15 protein-coding genes and 1 tRNA gene are annotated in these 15,122 nt (G+C 47.1%); 13 read left to right on the top strand and 3 right to left on the bottom strand.

All coding sequences use genetic code 11. The features are described from left to right. The first annotated feature begins 69 nt into the window (after positions 1-69). Both glmS and MWG26_RS08875 read left to right on the top strand, forming a co-directional pair. Entirely contained in the window at positions 70-1,896 is a 1,827-nt protein-coding gene (gene glmS, locus MWG26_RS08870; RefSeq protein ID WP_025655675.1) for a glutamine--fructose-6-phosphate transaminase (isomerizing), read from the top strand. Positions 1,897-1,997: 101 nt separating this feature from the next. Beyond that, positions 1,998-3,302 (top strand): S1C family serine protease, encoded by a 1,305-nt coding sequence (locus tag MWG26_RS08875; RefSeq protein WP_025655676.1) that lies wholly within the window; start codon positions 1,998-2,000, stop codon positions 3,300-3,302. 200 nt (positions 3,303-3,502) lie between these two features. On the opposite strand, the gene MWG26_RS08880 is transcribed toward MWG26_RS08875, so the two are convergent. From MWG26_RS08880 to MWG26_RS22710, 3 genes are read right to left on the bottom strand one after another with little or no spacing between them, the layout of a single operon-like run. After that, positions 3,503-4,120, bottom strand: a complete 618-nt coding sequence (locus MWG26_RS08880) for a manganese catalase family protein (RefSeq protein WP_025655677.1) — start codon at positions 4,118-4,120, stop codon at positions 3,503-3,505. 3 nt (positions 4,121-4,123) lie between these two features. Next, positions 4,124-4,393 carry a spore coat protein CotJB gene (locus MWG26_RS08885; protein WP_025655678.1) on the bottom strand — a complete coding sequence of 90 codons (270 nt, stop codon included), beginning with the start codon at positions 4,391-4,393 and terminating at the stop codon, positions 4,124-4,126. Continuing rightward, the gene (locus MWG26_RS22710; protein WP_243002528.1) at positions 4,390-4,512 is read right to left on the bottom strand and encodes a spore coat associated protein CotJA; all 123 of its coding nucleotides are present in this window, start codon (positions 4,510-4,512) and stop codon (positions 4,390-4,392) included. The genes MWG26_RS08885 and MWG26_RS22710 overlap by 4 nt, the downstream gene beginning before the upstream one ends. A 20-nt stretch (positions 4,513-4,532) precedes the next feature. On the opposite strand from MWG26_RS22710, the gene MWG26_RS08890 reads away from it, so the two are divergent. From MWG26_RS08890 to MWG26_RS08940, 11 genes are all read left to right on the top strand, one after another. Continuing rightward, complete coding sequence (locus MWG26_RS08890) at positions 4,533-4,934, top strand: hypothetical protein (RefSeq protein WP_025655679.1); 402 nt, start codon at positions 4,533-4,535, stop codon at positions 4,932-4,934. Between the two features lie 69 nt (positions 4,935-5,003). After that, positions 5,004-5,078 (top strand) — tRNA-Pro (locus MWG26_RS08895). Positions 5,079-5,292: 214 nt separating this feature from the next. Continuing rightward, entirely contained in the window at positions 5,293-7,173 is a 1,881-nt protein-coding gene (gene asnB, locus MWG26_RS08900) for an asparagine synthase (glutamine-hydrolyzing) (RefSeq protein WP_025655680.1), read from the top strand. Between the two features lie 137 nt (positions 7,174-7,310). Further along, complete coding sequence (locus MWG26_RS08905) at positions 7,311-8,630, top strand: FtsW/RodA/SpoVE family cell cycle protein (protein WP_025655681.1); 1,320 nt, start codon at positions 7,311-7,313, stop codon at positions 8,628-8,630. A gap of 111 nt (positions 8,631-8,741) precedes the next feature. Next, complete coding sequence (locus tag MWG26_RS08910; protein ID WP_025655682.1) at positions 8,742-9,581, top strand: DegV family protein; 840 nt, start codon at positions 8,742-8,744, stop codon at positions 9,579-9,581. A gap of 76 nt (positions 9,582-9,657) precedes the next feature. Next, positions 9,658-9,894, top strand: coding sequence for a hypothetical protein (locus MWG26_RS08915; protein WP_025655683.1), 237 nt, complete (start codon positions 9,658-9,660; stop codon positions 9,892-9,894). Between the two features lie 15 nt (positions 9,895-9,909). Continuing rightward, positions 9,910-10,068, top strand: coding sequence for a hypothetical protein (locus MWG26_RS08920; protein ID WP_155857950.1), 159 nt, complete (start codon positions 9,910-9,912; stop codon positions 10,066-10,068). 900 nt (positions 10,069-10,968) lie between these two features. Further along, complete coding sequence (gene mraZ / locus MWG26_RS08925; RefSeq protein WP_025655684.1) at positions 10,969-11,406, top strand: division/cell wall cluster transcriptional repressor MraZ; 438 nt, start codon at positions 10,969-10,971, stop codon at positions 11,404-11,406. Between the two features lie 36 nt (positions 11,407-11,442). Further along, positions 11,443-12,417 (top strand): 16S rRNA (cytosine(1402)-N(4))-methyltransferase RsmH, encoded by a 975-nt coding sequence (gene rsmH / locus MWG26_RS08930; protein WP_025655685.1) that lies wholly within the window; start codon positions 11,443-11,445, stop codon positions 12,415-12,417. A 107-nt stretch (positions 12,418-12,524) separates the two neighbouring features. Further along, entirely contained in the window at positions 12,525-13,067 is a 543-nt protein-coding gene (locus tag MWG26_RS08935; RefSeq protein ID WP_025655686.1) for a hypothetical protein, read from the top strand. Between the two features lie 11 nt (positions 13,068-13,078). Continuing rightward, positions 13,079-15,100 (top strand): peptidoglycan D,D-transpeptidase FtsI family protein, encoded by a 2,022-nt coding sequence (locus MWG26_RS08940; RefSeq protein WP_025655687.1) that lies wholly within the window; start codon positions 13,079-13,081, stop codon positions 15,098-15,100. The last annotated feature ends 22 nt before the right edge of the window (positions 15,101-15,122 follow it).

Raw genomic sequence — 15,122 nt, forward strand, 5'->3', positions numbered from 1 at the left:
AAAGTAAGAGTTCAGAGATGCCTGAACTGTTGAACCAGATGAGTTAGACACAATGAAGGGAGTTACATTATGTGTGGAATAGTTGGATATGTAGGTGAAAAACAGGCAGCCCCCATTTTGCTGGACGGTTTGTCAAAACTGGAATACCGCGGTTATGATTCCGCCGGCATTGCAGTATATGACGGACAAGAGATCGAGATGAAGAAATCCAAGGGCCGCCTTAAGGTACTGAATGAGCTGACCCATGACGGGGCGACCCTGCCGGGAACGGTCGGAATCGGGCATACGAGATGGGCGACCCACGGGGAACCGTCCGATGTCAATGCACACCCGCATTTCAATAAAGAAGAGAGTATCATCGTTGTACACAATGGAATTATAGAGAATTATCTGAAACTGAAAAACAAACTGGTCAATAAAGGGTATGAATTTATATCGGATACGGATACGGAGGTGATCGCCCATCTGCTGGACTATTATTACCAGGGAAATCCGCTGCAGACGATCACGAAGATTATGCACCGCATGGAGGGATCCTATGCGCTGGGAATTATGTTTAAAGACCATCCGGATGAGCTTTATGCGGTACGTAAGGACAGTCCGCTTATTGTCGGTAAATCCGAGGGAGGCTGCATTATAGCATCCGATGTGCCGGCAGTGCTGAGGTATACGCGGGACGTCTATTTTATAGAAAACGAAGAAATTGTCAGAATGACTGCGGGAACTATGGAGTTTTTCAATGTGGATGAGGAACCGATTGAAAAGGAATCCACCCATATTGAATGGGACGTGGATGCCGCCGAAAAAGGCGGATATGAGCACTTTATGCTGAAGGAGATGTATGAGCAGCCGAAAGCGATTACAGATACCTTTTCACCGCGCATCAAAGGCGGTGATATCGTGATCGAAGAGCTGAATATGACGGACGAGGAGATACAAAAGATCGACAAGATCATGATCGTGGCCTGCGGTTCCGCATACCACGCGGGGATGACCAGTAAATATGTATTCGAGGGAATGGCGAGGATTCCCGTGGAAGTGGACCTGGCCTCGGAGTACAGATACCGGGATCCCATCGTTGAGGAGGGGACCCTGGTTGTTATCATCAGCCAGTCGGGGGAGACAGCAGATTCACTGGCGGCCCTGAGGGAGTCTAAGGCAAGAGGGGCCAAGGTTCTAGGAATTGTAAATGTGGTGGGAAGTTCCATTGCCAGGGAGGCAGATAATGTCATGTATACCTGGGCAGGGCCGGAGATCGCGGTAGCTACCACCAAAGCATATTCCTGTCAGCTCATCGCTATGTATCTGCTGGCCATGAAATTTGCAAAAGTACGGGGAAAAATAACCGATGCGGATCTAAAGACGTATATTGAGGACTTGAAACGGATTCCAGATCAGGTAGAACTGCTTCTGAATAATAAAAACAGAATTCAGAAATTTGCCAATAGATATCTGGCGGCCAGAGATGTATTTTTTATCGGAAGGGGAATCGATTATTCGATTTCTATGGAAGGTTCCTTGAAATTGAAGGAAATTTCTTACATACACTCGGAAGCATATGCGGCAGGTGAACTGAAACACGGCACGATCTCCCTGATCGAAGAGGGAACACTTGTAGCCGCGGTTCTGACGCAGGAAAATTTGTATAAAAAGATGATCAGCAATATGGTAGAGGTCCGGACCCGGGGGGCGTTTGTTCTGGCTGTTACAAACGAGGGCAACGACGAGGTAGAGCGCGCAGCTGACTATGTAATCTATATACCGGAAACAAACCGTTATTTTACAAATTCGCTGGCTATCATCCCGCTTCAGCTGTTTGGATATTATATTTCTGTAGGCAGGGGCTGCGATGTGGATAAGCCGAGAAATCTCGCCAAATCGGTAACAGTTGAATAAAATGACGGCTGTTTCAAAATTTGTTAAATAAATAAACACAATTCCATCACAAAGAGCGGCTATTATATCAATATAAAATACAAGAGAAAGAAGGTATTTGTATGGAAAATCAATATAATTATTACAATCCCGAAGGACAGCAGGGGAATGCTCAGTATAATAGCCAGCCGGATCACGACAGTCACAGCAGAAAACCAAAAAAGAAAATGCCCAAGGCTGTCGTAGTAACCGGATGCGCTCTATTATTTGGAGTTGTTTCCAGCGCAACATTTTTAACATCTAATATTGTGGGCAGTAAGGTACTGGGGCTGAATGAGTCATCTAATACAGCGGCGAAGAATACGGCTCCGGTTAATAGCAGCTCTCTTACCAAAACATCCAGTGTCATCACATCAGATGTATCCGGTGTTGTGGAAAGCGTTATGCCTTCCATTGTTTCAATCACCAATATGAGTGTCCAGCAGGTGCAGGATTTCTTCGGAGGCATATCCCAGCAGCAAAGCGAGAGCGCAGGGACGGGTATCATTATCTCCCAGAATGATTCGGAACTTTTGATTGTGACGAACAATCATGTGGTGGAAGGCAGCGAGACACTGACAGTTACGTTCGATGACGGCACAAGCCTCGAGGCAGATATTAAAGGGACAGACCCGTCTCATGACCTGGCAGTTATTGCCGTGCCGTTGGATACGATTTCCAAAGATACAATGGATAAGATCGCAGTAGCTACCCTGGGAGATTCTACTCAGTTGAAAGTGGGGGAACCGGCCATTGCCATCGGAAACGCACTCGGATACGGCCAGTCTGTTACGACAGGTGTAATAAGCGCGACGGATCGTGAGAGTACGACTACAGACACTATGACAGGTGAAACAACAACCAGCGATGTCAGACTGATTCAGACAGATGCAGCGATCAATCCAGGAAACAGCGGCGGCGCGCTTGTGAATGCAAACGGGGAGGTTATCGGAATTAACTCCTCCAAACTTGTAGGAAGCTCTGTCGAAGGTGTCGGCTACGCAATTCCGATCAGCGATGTGTCAGATATTATTACGAATCTCATGAATCAGCAGACAAAATCCAAAGTTGCAGAAGCGGACAGAGGATATCTGGGAATCGAAGGTATTGATGTGACTTCTGAGAATGCGCAGAGATTTAATATGCCGCTTGGTGTTTATGTGACAGATGTTACCAGCGGAGGCGGAGCAAAAGCAGCTGGAATGACGAAGGGGGGAGTCATAACAGCATTGAATGGAACAACGATTGACAGCATGAATACACTGAAAGAACAGTTAAGATATTATGCAAAAGGTGACACTGTGACGCTGACGGTCCAGGTTCCAGGCAGTAACGGGGAATACACTGAAAATACCTATCAGGTAACATTAGGTGCAAAGGCGGAATAGCCTTATAGGAAATCAGATATATACCTGCAGGACATCTTTCATGTATGTCCTGCAGGGACAGAAAGAACACACAGCGGCAGGTACCGCATAAATAAAATACAGGACGCAGCCTTCATGGTAAGGCTGGGTCCTGTATTTTAAATTTATGAGCCGTTCGTTTGAAGGGGTTATATCAACAGATAGAGCTTGCTGATGCAGCTTTATTTACAGCCGCAGTCCTGACGAATATCGAATTCAGGATTGATGGCATAGAAGTTTTTACTGTCCAGATTATCCTGAACGATGCGCAGGCTTTCACCGAACCTCTGATAATGAACAATCTCACGTTCTCTCAGGAAACGTATAGGATCGCAGACTTCTGGGTCTTTCACCAGTCTCAGGATATTGTCATAAGTTGTTCTTGCTTTCTGTTCCGCAGCCATATCTTCATGGAGATCTGTGATCGGATCGCCTTTTGACTGGAACACGGTTGCCGTCCATGGCATCCCGCTCGCCGCTTGCGGCCAGAGCGCAAGGGTATGGTCTACATAATAGGTACCGAAGCCGGATTTCTCAATTTCTTCCGGTGTCAGGTTTCTGGTGAGTTGATGGACAATGGCACAGATCATCTCCATATGAGCCAGTTCTTCCGTGCCGATATCTGTCAGAATACCAGTCACTTCTTTGTAAGGCATTGTGTATCTCTGTGAGAGATAACGCATAGAAGCAGCGAGCTCGCCGTCGGGTCCCCCAAATTGTGTGATAATGATCTGAGCAATTTTCGGGTTGGTCTGTGTAATTTTTACAGGATACTGCAGTCTTTTTTCATAACCCCACATATACTAACATCCTCCTTCCTGCCATGGCCATGGCTCATTGATCCAGTCCCACCTGTCAGCGCAGGAATAGATAGTAGTATCAATTGTAAGAGGACCATAGTATGCGGCATATTCTTTCAGAGCCTCATTTCTCATACGGCTGTACTCGCGAAAGTAAGCGAGTGCATCTTCATCGCAGGGATGGGTATCCAGAAAAAGTTTCACGTCATCCACCGCGAAGCTGACCGCATTGATATGGTCAAGTAAATCTTTTCTGCATGGACGTTCACTCATCGATTACACCCTCCTCTTCCATGAAATGGTTTTGAGAGGTCTTCAAAAATTGTACCTCTCTGTAACCCTTTACAAGGTTCGTATAAATTCCGCCATTTCTGCCAGGGTACGTATGCCATAGCAATTGGGAAATCTTCCAATGCATCATAACGGCATCCACACGGCTGTGACGGACGGCGTTCCGGAGTGCGGCATTCACGCTGTTCTGGTTTGTGGTGTTCCGGAGTGCGGCAACCGCATTGTTCTGGGTTACGGGATTCTGGAGCTCGGCAACCGCATTGTTCCGGTTTTCGTGGTTCTGGAGTGCGGCAACCACATGGTTCCGGTTTGCGTGGCTCTGGAGCACGGCATCCACAAGGTTCTGTTGAGCCGCACTGGCGGCGGTCAGTTCTCGGCATGGGGGCAGGTGCAGGACGGCAGTTATTATTACCGTTCGGCATGCTGCGGCAGTTATTATTGTTCATTTGTCTGCCGTAGCGCATATTGTTTTGACAATTCGCCATTTGCGATATCTCCTTCCATATCATTTACAATATTATAGTATGGAAGAAAATTAAAAAGGTTCCACTTTACAATTTGGCAAAAGTCTTATATAATATAACAAGTGAGGCGGGGTGTGGCTCAGTTTGGTTAGAGCGCACGGCTGGGGGCCGTGAGGTCGCAGGTTCGAATCCTGTCACCCCGATCAGAGTAGCAGTGCATAAGAGCACTGCTTTTCTTATGTTAAACATGTTATTTGGAATTGATCATTTTTGGCGAAAAATCATGCCAATCTCCCATCTTTTAAAAAAAGTTGTTTTTATATGTAAAAAAAGCTATAATATAGGACAAGTTATATAGTATAGTATCCTTTGATACGCGGTAGAACAGGAAGGCATAATAAAAGGAGATAAATTTTTATGTGTGGATTTGCAGGATTTGTAGGAGAAGTTGAAGATAGAGAACAGGTACTGGTCAATATGATGAACACGATCGTACACAGAGGACCGGACAGTGAGGGCAGGTATGTGGATGAGGATGCGGCGCTGGGGTTCAGACGGCTGAGCATCATCGACCTCTCACCGGTGGGAGACCAGCCGTTGTATAATGAGGACCGCAGCATGGTGCTGGTGTTTAACGGAGAGATATATAATTACCAGGATCTGCGGAAAGACCTAGTGGAGGCTGGTCATCTATTTGTATCAAATACGGATTCCGAGACTCTGCTGCACGGCTACGAGGAGTGGGGCGAGAACCTCGTAGACAGGCTGCGCGGGATGTATGCATTTGCAATCTGGGATATAAAGAAGAAAAAACTTTTTGCGGCAAGGGATATTTTTGGCATTAAACCTCTGTATTATGCAAAGATGAATGGCGCCCTGATGTTCGGTTCAGAAATCAAGTCTTTTATGGAGCATCCAAAATTTGATAAGGTCTTTAATGAGGCAGCCCTTGGAAATTACCTTTCTTTCCAGTTTGTCCCTACGAATGAGACTTTCTTCAAGGGGGTATTTTGCCTTCAGCCGGGCCATTATTTCACATATGAAAACGGAAAGATGGAAATAACCAGGTACTTTGAACCTCATTTTACGGGAGACAGCAGGAAGTCCTTTGAGGAGATTGTGGAAGATGTCGAACACGTTATGAAAGAGTCGGTGGAAAAACACAAAATCAGCGATGTTGAGGTCGCTTCCTACCTGTCAAGCGGCGTGGATTCCAGTTACCTGACGTATCTGGGGCAAGTGGACCGTACCTTCACTGTAGGGTTTGACGAGGGTAAATACAGTGAGATTCAGGATGCAAAGGAATTTGCGGCAAGCATCAATATGCAGAACGATGCAAAGGTAATCACGCCCGAGGAATATTGGGACAAATTATCGGATATCCAGTATTATATGGACGAACCGGTGGCGGATCCAGCTGCGATCGCCCTGTATTTTTTGAGCGAAGAGGCTGCCAAGAAGGTAAAAGTTGTACTTTCGGGAGAGGGCTCTGACGAGCTTTTCGGAGGCTATAATATATATTGTGAACCTCTGGAGCATACCGGATTTAATAAGATTCCCATGTGCATCAGAAGAGTGCTTGGTAAGTTTGCGGAGCGTTGTCTGCCAAGAGGAGTGAAGGGGAGAGGATTTCTGATGAGGCACGGCAAGACACTGGAGGAGCGGTATTTTGCAAATGCCACGAATATTTTTACGGAGCGAGAAGCCAGCCGTCTGCTCAAGAAAGGATGTGAGCCCGGAATTCAGAAGGTAACCCGACCACTTTATGAACGGGTAAAGGGAAAAGACCCGGTAACGAAGATGCAGTACGTGGATCTGCATCTGTGGCTTGTGCACGATATCCTGATGAAGGGCGATAAGATGGGAATGGCTAATTCGCTGGAGGTCAGGGTGCCGTTTCTGGACAGGGAGGTGCTGGAACTGGCCGAGACACTGCCGCTGGATTATAAAGTGCGCGCACCAAGGACTAAGGTGGCTCTGAGGGCGGCCGCAGATAAAGTAATACGGAGTAAGACGGCAGAAAAGAAAAAGCTGGGCTTTCCGATTCCGATCAGAGTTTGGCTGAGGGAAGAGAAGTATTATAATATAGTAAAAAAGATGTTTACATCCGAAGCGGCGGAGAAGTTTTTCAATACAGACATGCTGGTGAAAATGCTGGATGAGCATAAGGATGGTAAGAATACAAATGAGAAAACAGACAACAGCCGTAAGATCTGGACGGTCTATATTTTCCTTGTCTGGTATGACAGATTTTTTGAGCATGGCAAACCGGTGCATCCGGCTATGAGCAGCAGATAGGAAAAGAAGGACAGCTGGCCGAAGCCGATGGCGGCCGGCTGTTTTAAGGTGTCTGTTTTCGTAATATGCCACAAGAATACCTGGCAGAAGTAAACAGATGAGATCTTTTGTAAAAATTCAGGAACAGGGGAGATATCATGAGAAGCAGGACAGTGCAGCCGATTCGAAATAACGGGAGGAAGCGTGCAACGCCGCCGGGCAGAGGCGGCAGTGATGGCAGCAGTATAGAAGCCAGGAGAAAGAGGCCGGACGCAACACGGCCCATGCAGAGCGTTCCGCACTCTCCGCCGCCTGCGGAAAAAAAGGCCGGAAAGAAGAAGTGGGTGAAAAAGGGCATCCGGTATTTTGATTACGATCTGCTGCTGGTGATCATTTTTCTGATGTGTTTTGGTCTGGTGATGCTATACAGTACCAGCGCCTACAGTGCACAGTCAGACTTTGAGAACGATATGTATTATTTTTCCAAGCAGGCGGTCATCAGTGTTTTGAGTTTTGCCGCTATGTTTATAGTATCCAAGATTGACTATCATATATATGGAGCGTTTGCGTTTGAACTTTACATATTCGCTATGATTATGATGGCTCTGGTACAGACACCGCTGGGAATTGAAATATATGGAGCCAGAAGATGGATCCAGCTGCCGGGAAATTTGACGCTGCAGCCATCTGAGATAACCAAGATAGCGGTGATATTGTTTATATCCTATGAATTGTGCAGGCTGGGGAAGAAAATCAATACGAGAGAAGGGCTTGTGAGGATTATGGCATTCGGTGTAATTGCGGCCGGGGGTGTCATGTTTCTGACAGACAATCTAAGTACGGCGATTATTGTGATGGCGATCACCTGCATACTGATTTTTGTAGTTCACCCTAAGACAAAGCCTTTTATCGCGGTGGTGGGAGCATTTACCGCAGTGGCGGTCGTGGGGATTTCCGTGATGGCGGCGACCATTACCACAAGTGAAAACTTTCGTCTGCGCCGGATCATTACATGGCTGGATCCGGAGAACCACGCGGACAAAGGCGGCTTCCAGGTAATGCAGGGGCTGTATGCAATCGGTTCCGGCGGATTTTTTGGAAAAGGTCTCGGAAACAGTACACAGAAACTCGGGGTAATTCCGGAAGTGCAGAATGATATGATCCTATCTATTGTCTGCGAGGAGCTGGGGGTTTTCGGCGCGATTGTGATACTGGTCTTGTTTGGCCTTTTATTGTACAGGCTGATGTTTATAGCCAGAAATGCGCCCGATCTGTACGGTTCCCTGATTGCTACCGGGATTTTTGCCCACATTGCACTTCAGGTAATTCTGAATATTGCAGTTGTTACCAACTTGATTCCTACAACGGGTATTACGCTTCCCTTCATTAGTTACGGAGGGACATCCATCTTGTTTCTGATGACGGAGATGGGGATTGCACTGGGAATATCCAGAAAAATCAAATTGGGTGACGGGTAATTAAAAAAATATCTTTTCATACGATATAAAGTGTGCTATATTAGTATGTAGTATTTAAAACTACATATAATAGATGCGGAATGCACTATTTGTAGTGTGGGAGGATATAATATGAGCTATAAAGTAATTGTAGACAGCTGCGGTGAATTAACGGAAGATATGAAAAAAAGCGGGCTTTTTGAGACCGCTTCCCTGAGTATGGAAGTGGGCGGAGTCCGGATCATAGACGATGAGACATTTGATCAGGCCGATTTTTTGAGACGCGTGGCGGCAAGCCCGGAATGTCCCAAGTCTTCCTGCCCGTCGCCGGAAGAATACATGGAGAGATATCACTGTGAAGCGGACAGGGTTTACGCGGTTACTCTGTCTGCGGAACTGAGCGGGTCCTATAACAGCGCGGAGTTGGGCAGAAAGCTTTACAAAGAAGAATATGGAGAAAAAGACATCTATATTTTCAATTCTCGATCCGCATCCGTGGGAGAGACCCTGATTGCGATGAAGATACAGGAATGCGAAGACCGGGGAATGACGTTCAAAGAGGTGATTGACACCGTTGAAAGATATATCGCGGGGCAGAATACTTATTTTGTACTTGAGACCCTGGATACCCTCAGAAAAAATGGCAGGCTGTCGGGTATTAAAGCAATCGTGGCAAGCGCCTTGAACATTAAGCCGGTTATGGGTGCAAAACCCGAGGGCATCATCTGCCAGCTGGGACAGGCAAGGGGCATGAAAAGGGCGCTGGCAAAAATGGCGGATCACATAATCGAAGATCTGGAGATGCCGGAGGATAAGATACTGGCGATTTCCCACTGTAACTGTGAGGAGAGGGCGCTGGAAGTACAGCGGATGCTTTTAGAGAAGATTCATGTCAAGTCCAGCTTCATTATAGATACGGCCGGGATCAGCACAATGTATGCAAGCGACGGTGGAATTATAGTTGTGATATAGAAAAGTTTGTGATAAAATGCTGTTAGGCAGTGAGAACGGATAATGTTCTCAAAAAGATACACGAAGGAGTTTAAAGATGAGCCAGGAAAAAGTAGATAGATACAAACAAGAAAAAGCCAACAGGAAGAAAATAGTTAAAAAGCAGAGAATCATGAATGTTGTGCGCAAAACAGTGCTCAGCTTAGCAGTAATAGCTTTAGTCGGATGGCTGGGATACTCGGCATACCAGACACATGAAGCGGGGAAAGAAAGACCTGTAGCTCAGGTAAACTATGACTCCATCAATAATTATATGAGCCAGTTGAGTCAATAGCGGGGGAAGCGCGAAATGTGGGGCCGCCTGAACGGCAAGGTGTGTATGCCTTTTGCAGGGGCGGTATATGTATCAAGATTTGCTAAAATGAAAAAGACGAAAAAGCAGGGCAACCTCGGCAGGCCGTCCGAAATTCTGATGAATTTCGTACGTCCGGCCGAGGCAAAACCGTGATCCGGAATCACGGTTTTGACCCTGCTTTTTCGTCTTTTTCATTTAAGCAAATCTAAGATGCATATACAGCCCCTGCAAAAGGCATACACACCTTGCCGCTCAGGCTGGGTGCATCATAGCGGATTTGTCCGCTGGGGATTACTTAACTGGGCCTCGTGGACGGTGACGAAAGGGGGACGGGGATGGGATCCGTTTGAAACTCCCTCCATCTGTCCCCACTCGAATTAATTCCCCACCAGCCACCACGAATTGAAGAACATCTCCACCTGCCTCCACTCAGATTGATTCCCCCACAGGCCCCCACCTAAACATAATTTCCCCCACTTCTCTCCATTGCACAAAAATCCCCTATCATCTAATATCCACCCCACCAATGTCAATCAATCCTCTCCCCAAAGCGCAAGCGTAAACCTCCGCCCAGCCCCGCGCCCCAGCCATTCCCGCCAATTCCCCAAAGGGGAAGCGGCAGTTGTCAGTTTCCGGATGAACACAGCCGGGAAAAGCGGGAATATGGGGGCCAGGGGCGTCTTTGCGGGAGTTAGCCGGACTTAAAGAAAAAAGGCGGAAAACCGGGACAAAAACTGTGATCACAAATCATAGTTTTTCCTTGACTCTGAGATCAAAATCATCAGATTTTGGGCTCAGTGTCAAGGTTGTCCTGGTTTTCCGTCTTTTTTCTTTTAGTCCGGCTTACCCCCGCATACCGCCCCAGGCCCCCATATTCCCGCTTTTCCCGACGGACTCACCCAACCTCCACTCCCCCTCCCAAGAATTTTTTTGAAAAAAGGACTTGAAAATGGAGGAAGAGTGGTTTACAATGGTGACAAGTGGTAGGAAGTGGTAGTGAGTGGCACAAAGTGGGGAGGAATGTGGAGGCCCACTTAGCAGAAGGGGTTCCGGATGTTATTAGGAGAGTTTAATCATACAATTGATGAAAAAGGCCGACTAATCATCCCAGCCAAGTTACGAGACGATTTGGGAGATAGTTTCGTAATTTGTAATGGCTTGGAGGGCTGCCTTTTTGTCTACTCCATGGACGAATGGAACAAATTCGTTGCCGAACTGGAAACCTTACCACGCATGAGTAAAGATGCCAGAGTATTCAAGCGTTATTTCTTCGGAAGTGCATCAGAAGGCAGTTTTGATAAGCAGGGAAGGGTACTTGTACCTCCGACGCTTAGGAAAGCAGCCGGACTGGAAAAAGATGTTGTCCTCGTGGGAGTTCAGGACCGCGTTGAAATCTGGGATAAGGCACTTTGGGAAGAGCGGAGCATGGTCAGCGAAGAGGATCTGGATGCCATTGCAGAAAGAATGGAAGCAATTGGGATCAGAATCTAAAAGTGATGGCTGCTCTTTTGACAAATGGAGGAATTTATGGCATTCAGGCACACATCAGTTTTACTTGAGGAAACTGTAGACGGTCTGGCGGTAAAGCCGGACGGGATTTACGTTGACGCTACACTCGGCGGGGGCGGACATGCCTTTGAAGTGTGCAGCAAATTAAGCAGCAAGGGGAGTTTTATAGGAATAGACCAGGACGCGGCGGCGATTGAAGCGGCCGGCGCCCGATTACTCGACTTCGGGGAGAGAGTTACAATAATCAGGAGCAATTATTGTGATATGAAGCCGAGGCTCCATGAGATAGGCATTGACAAGGTCGATGGAATTGTTCTGGATCTGGGCGTATCATCTTACCAACTGGATACGGCAGAACGGGGATTTTCCTATCGGACAGATGCACCTTTGGACATGAGGATGGATCAGAGGCAGAAGATGACGGCAAAGGATATTGTCAATGACTACAGCGAATCGGACCTCTACCGCGTGATTCGGGATTACGGGGAAGACAGGTTTGCAAAGAATATTGCAAAGCATATTGTAATCGCACGCGGGAAGGGCCCGATCGAAACTACAGGACAGTTGAATGAGATTATCAGACAGGCCATCCCGATGAAGATCCAAAAGACTTCGGGACATCCCTCCAAGAGGACATATCAGGCCATCAGGATTGAACTAAACCGTGAGCTTGATGTACTTCGGGATACGCTGGACGACATGATTGATCTATTGAATCCGGGCGGAAGGATTTGTATCATAACTTTCCATTCACTGGAGGACCGGATTGTCAAGAGTGCGTTTCGGAAGAATGAGAATCCATGTACCTGTCCGAGCCATTTCCCGGTATGTGTCTGTGGAAATGTATCAAAAGGAAAAGTAATTACAAGAAAACCAATTCTGCCGAGTGAGGAAGAACTGGAAGAAAACAGCCGTTCCAAGAGCGCAAAACTGCGGATATTTGAACGGAGCCTGTACATCCCATCAGGAAGTAGGGAGCCTGATGAGGGTTAAGCTTCCGATTGTGGGGAAGCTGCATTTATTAAGGAGTATAGCAAATAGAGCTCCGTCAGGAAGGGGAGAGCCTGGCGGAACAGTATCAAGGAAAGGGGCAGACGAATATGGCTGCAAGAAGACAAGTTACCGCATACAGAAGATCAGACAGCATGAATAGCAGCCATAGACAGGCATATGTTTATGGGAATACAGTACGCCAGCCGGAAGTCCTGCCAAAGAGAATGCCGGAGGAGCGGCCTCAGCGTCCGGAAAGGACAAGCCGCCAAGTGCGAAAAAACCGGAAAAGAGCAATGAATATGAGCCCCGCTTATGCGGTATTTCTGGTAGCAGCAGCAGTCTGTGCAGTTTTTATATGCGTTGCATATCTGAAACTGCAGTCAGACATTGTAAACAGGTCAGAGAATATTTCAGCGCTGCAGGAGAAGCTTGCAGACCTGACAGACGAGAATGATACGGCGTATAACGCAGCGGCGGACTCCGTAAATCTGGAGGAGATACGCAGCAAAGCCATGAATGAGATGGGAATGGTATATGCGGCGCAGGGCAATGTAGTGGAGTATGAGAGCCCTACAAGCGATTATGTAAAGCAGTACAATGACATACCATCTGACGGTGTTCTGGCGAAATCCAGAGACGTATCAGATTAAGGATAACAACTATGGCAAAACGTAAAAGAAAAAACCGATTTCAATTTTTAACTAAAAAATTTCCGAAGAGGATGCAAAAAAAGCTGGTAATGCTGTTCATGGCAATCATACTGGCTTTTATTGTTCTTGTAGGGAGAATTACTTATATTAATGCCTCTAAGGGGAATAAATATACCAAGATTGTACTTGACCAGCAGGAGTATGACAGCAGAGTAATCCCTTATAAACGGGGAGATATTGTGGACCGCAACGGTACCAAGATCGCTACCAGCGAGAGAGTATACAATGTCATCCTGGATGTAAATGTGATGGTATCGGACGATGATTATATAGAACCCACCATTAAAGTGCTGGAAGACTGTTTTGGAATCAAGGAATCAGAGATCCGGACCCTTATAAAGGAAAAGCCGGAAAGCAGGTATGAAATACTGGCAAAGGGCGTATCCTACGAGAAGGCAAAGGAATTCGAGGCGATCGAGGAAGATAAGAAAAAGAATCCGAATGTCAAGGGAATCTGGCTGGAAGACGATTATAACCGGTCATATCCTTACAACTCCCTGGCCAGTGATGTGGTAGGATTTACCGTATCCGGTAATCAGGGCGCGGTCGGAATTGAGAGCGCATACAATGCGATTCTGAACGGGACCGATGGCCGTGAATATGGATACTTTGACAGTAAATCCACGGTAGAGCGCACGGTGAAGCCGGCAAAGAATGGCAGCACGGTCGTATCCACTATTGATATGACGCTGCAGAGTATTGTGGAACAGAGTATTAGAGAATTCAACGAGGCACATACCGGACAGGAGCGGGAAGGGGAACCCGGAAGTAAGAATACAGCAGTCATAATCATGAACCCCAATACAGGGGAGATTCTGGCCGAGGCATCTTATCCGAATTTTGACCTGAATAATCCCAGAGACCTGACGGGATTATATTCTGAAGAGCAGCTGAAAGAAATGTCGGATGATGAACAGCTTGAAGCAATGAATGCGCTGTGGAGGAATTTCTGCGTCAGCGATGCGTTTGAGCCCGGTTCCACGGCAAAGCCTTTTACGGTTGCGGCAGGACTGGAAACGGGAGCGTTAAAGGGGGATGAGAACTATGTCTGCGGCGGCTATCTGCATGTCGGAGATTATGATATCCATTGCCATCTCCGGACGGGTCATGGGCCGGAAACAGTAGAACAGGCAGTGGCAAATTCCTGCAATGTGGCACTGATGCAGATGGCTGAGTCCATAGGAATCAAGGATTTTACCAGGTATCAGCATATTTTCGGATTCGGTGAATATACCGGGATAGACCTGCCAGGAGAAGCCTCTACGTCACCTCTTGTCTATACGGAAGAGACAATGGGAATTACAGACCTTGCCACCAATTCCTTTGGGCAGGGATTTAATGTGACCATGACGCAGATGGCGGCAGCATTTTCCTCTCTGGTCAACGGAGGGTATTACTATGAACCCCATGTAGTAAAACAGATTCAGGATGAAAGCGGAAAAGTCATTGAGACCAAGGATCCGGTACTTCTTAGAAAGACAGTTTCTTCGGAAACATCGACCACGGTCAAACAATATATGAAGGCGGTTATGACTACCGGAACAGGTCAGGGCGCCGCAGTGGAGGGCTATGATATCGGAGGAAAAACCGGTACTGCCGAGAAACTACCGCGTGATCAGGGAAAGTATCTGCTATCCTTCATAGGGTACGCTCCGCAGGAGAATCCGGAGGTCGTTGTATATGTGGTCATAGACGAGCCAAACGTACCGGATCAGTCCACCAGCACCTATGTTCTGGAGCTGTCAAACAAAATTATGGCGCAGGCATTTCCTTATCTTGGTATTACAACAATGGAGGGGTATACTGCAGCTACGGTAGGAACCGTACAGGAGGGCACACAGCCCCAGCAGACGGAGTACGAGAATTTTGATTCTGCCTATGAGGATACTTATGATAATGCAGACGGCTCCTATATAGATGAAAATTACAATCCGGACCTGGATGACTGGGCGGCCGGTCAGCCAACGGAATAGAATACGCATAACCTTACAAAAG

It is taken from the genome of Faecalicatena contorta, from assembly GCF_022835095.1.
Taxonomy (GTDB): domain Bacteria; phylum Bacillota; class Clostridia; order Lachnospirales; family Lachnospiraceae; genus Faecalicatena; species Faecalicatena contorta.

What these genes read in the sequence shown, in the direction of transcription:
- MWG26_RS08940 (WP_025655687.1), top strand. Translation starts at nt 13,079, where the DNA reads ATGGCAAAACGTAAAAGAAAAAACCGATTTCAATTTTTAACTAAAAAA.
- rsmH (WP_025655685.1), top strand. Translation starts at nt 11,443, where the DNA reads ATGGCATTCAGGCACACATCAGTTTTACTTGAGGAAACTGTAGACGGT.
- MWG26_RS08935 (WP_025655686.1), top strand. Translation starts at nt 12,525, where the DNA reads ATGGCTGCAAGAAGACAAGTTACCGCATACAGAAGATCAGACAGCATG.
- MWG26_RS08890 (WP_025655679.1), top strand. Translation starts at nt 4,533, where the DNA reads ATGCATCATAACGGCATCCACACGGCTGTGACGGACGGCGTTCCGGAG.
- MWG26_RS08910 (WP_025655682.1), top strand. Translation starts at nt 8,742, where the DNA reads ATGAGCTATAAAGTAATTGTAGACAGCTGCGGTGAATTAACGGAAGAT.
- MWG26_RS08920 (WP_155857950.1), top strand. Translation starts at nt 9,910, where the DNA reads ATGTGGGGCCGCCTGAACGGCAAGGTGTGTATGCCTTTTGCAGGGGCG.
- mraZ (WP_025655684.1), top strand. Translation starts at nt 10,969, where the DNA reads ATGTTATTAGGAGAGTTTAATCATACAATTGATGAAAAAGGCCGACTA.
- MWG26_RS08915 (WP_025655683.1), top strand. Translation starts at nt 9,658, where the DNA reads ATGAGCCAGGAAAAAGTAGATAGATACAAACAAGAAAAAGCCAACAGG.
- MWG26_RS08905 (WP_025655681.1), top strand. Translation starts at nt 7,311, where the DNA reads ATGAGAAGCAGGACAGTGCAGCCGATTCGAAATAACGGGAGGAAGCGT.
- MWG26_RS22710 (WP_243002528.1), bottom strand. Translation starts at nt 4,512, where the DNA reads ATGGCATACGTACCCTGGCAGAAATGGCGGAATTTATACGAACCTTGT.
- MWG26_RS08885 (WP_025655678.1), bottom strand. Translation starts at nt 4,393, where the DNA reads ATGAGTGAACGTCCATGCAGAAAAGATTTACTTGACCATATCAATGCG.
- MWG26_RS08880 (WP_025655677.1), bottom strand. Translation starts at nt 4,120, where the DNA reads ATGTGGGGTTATGAAAAAAGACTGCAGTATCCTGTAAAAATTACACAG.
- asnB (WP_025655680.1), top strand. Translation starts at nt 5,293, where the DNA reads ATGTGTGGATTTGCAGGATTTGTAGGAGAAGTTGAAGATAGAGAACAG.
- glmS (WP_025655675.1), top strand. Translation starts at nt 70, where the DNA reads ATGTGTGGAATAGTTGGATATGTAGGTGAAAAACAGGCAGCCCCCATT.
- MWG26_RS08875 (WP_025655676.1), top strand. Translation starts at nt 1,998, where the DNA reads ATGGAAAATCAATATAATTATTACAATCCCGAAGGACAGCAGGGGAAT.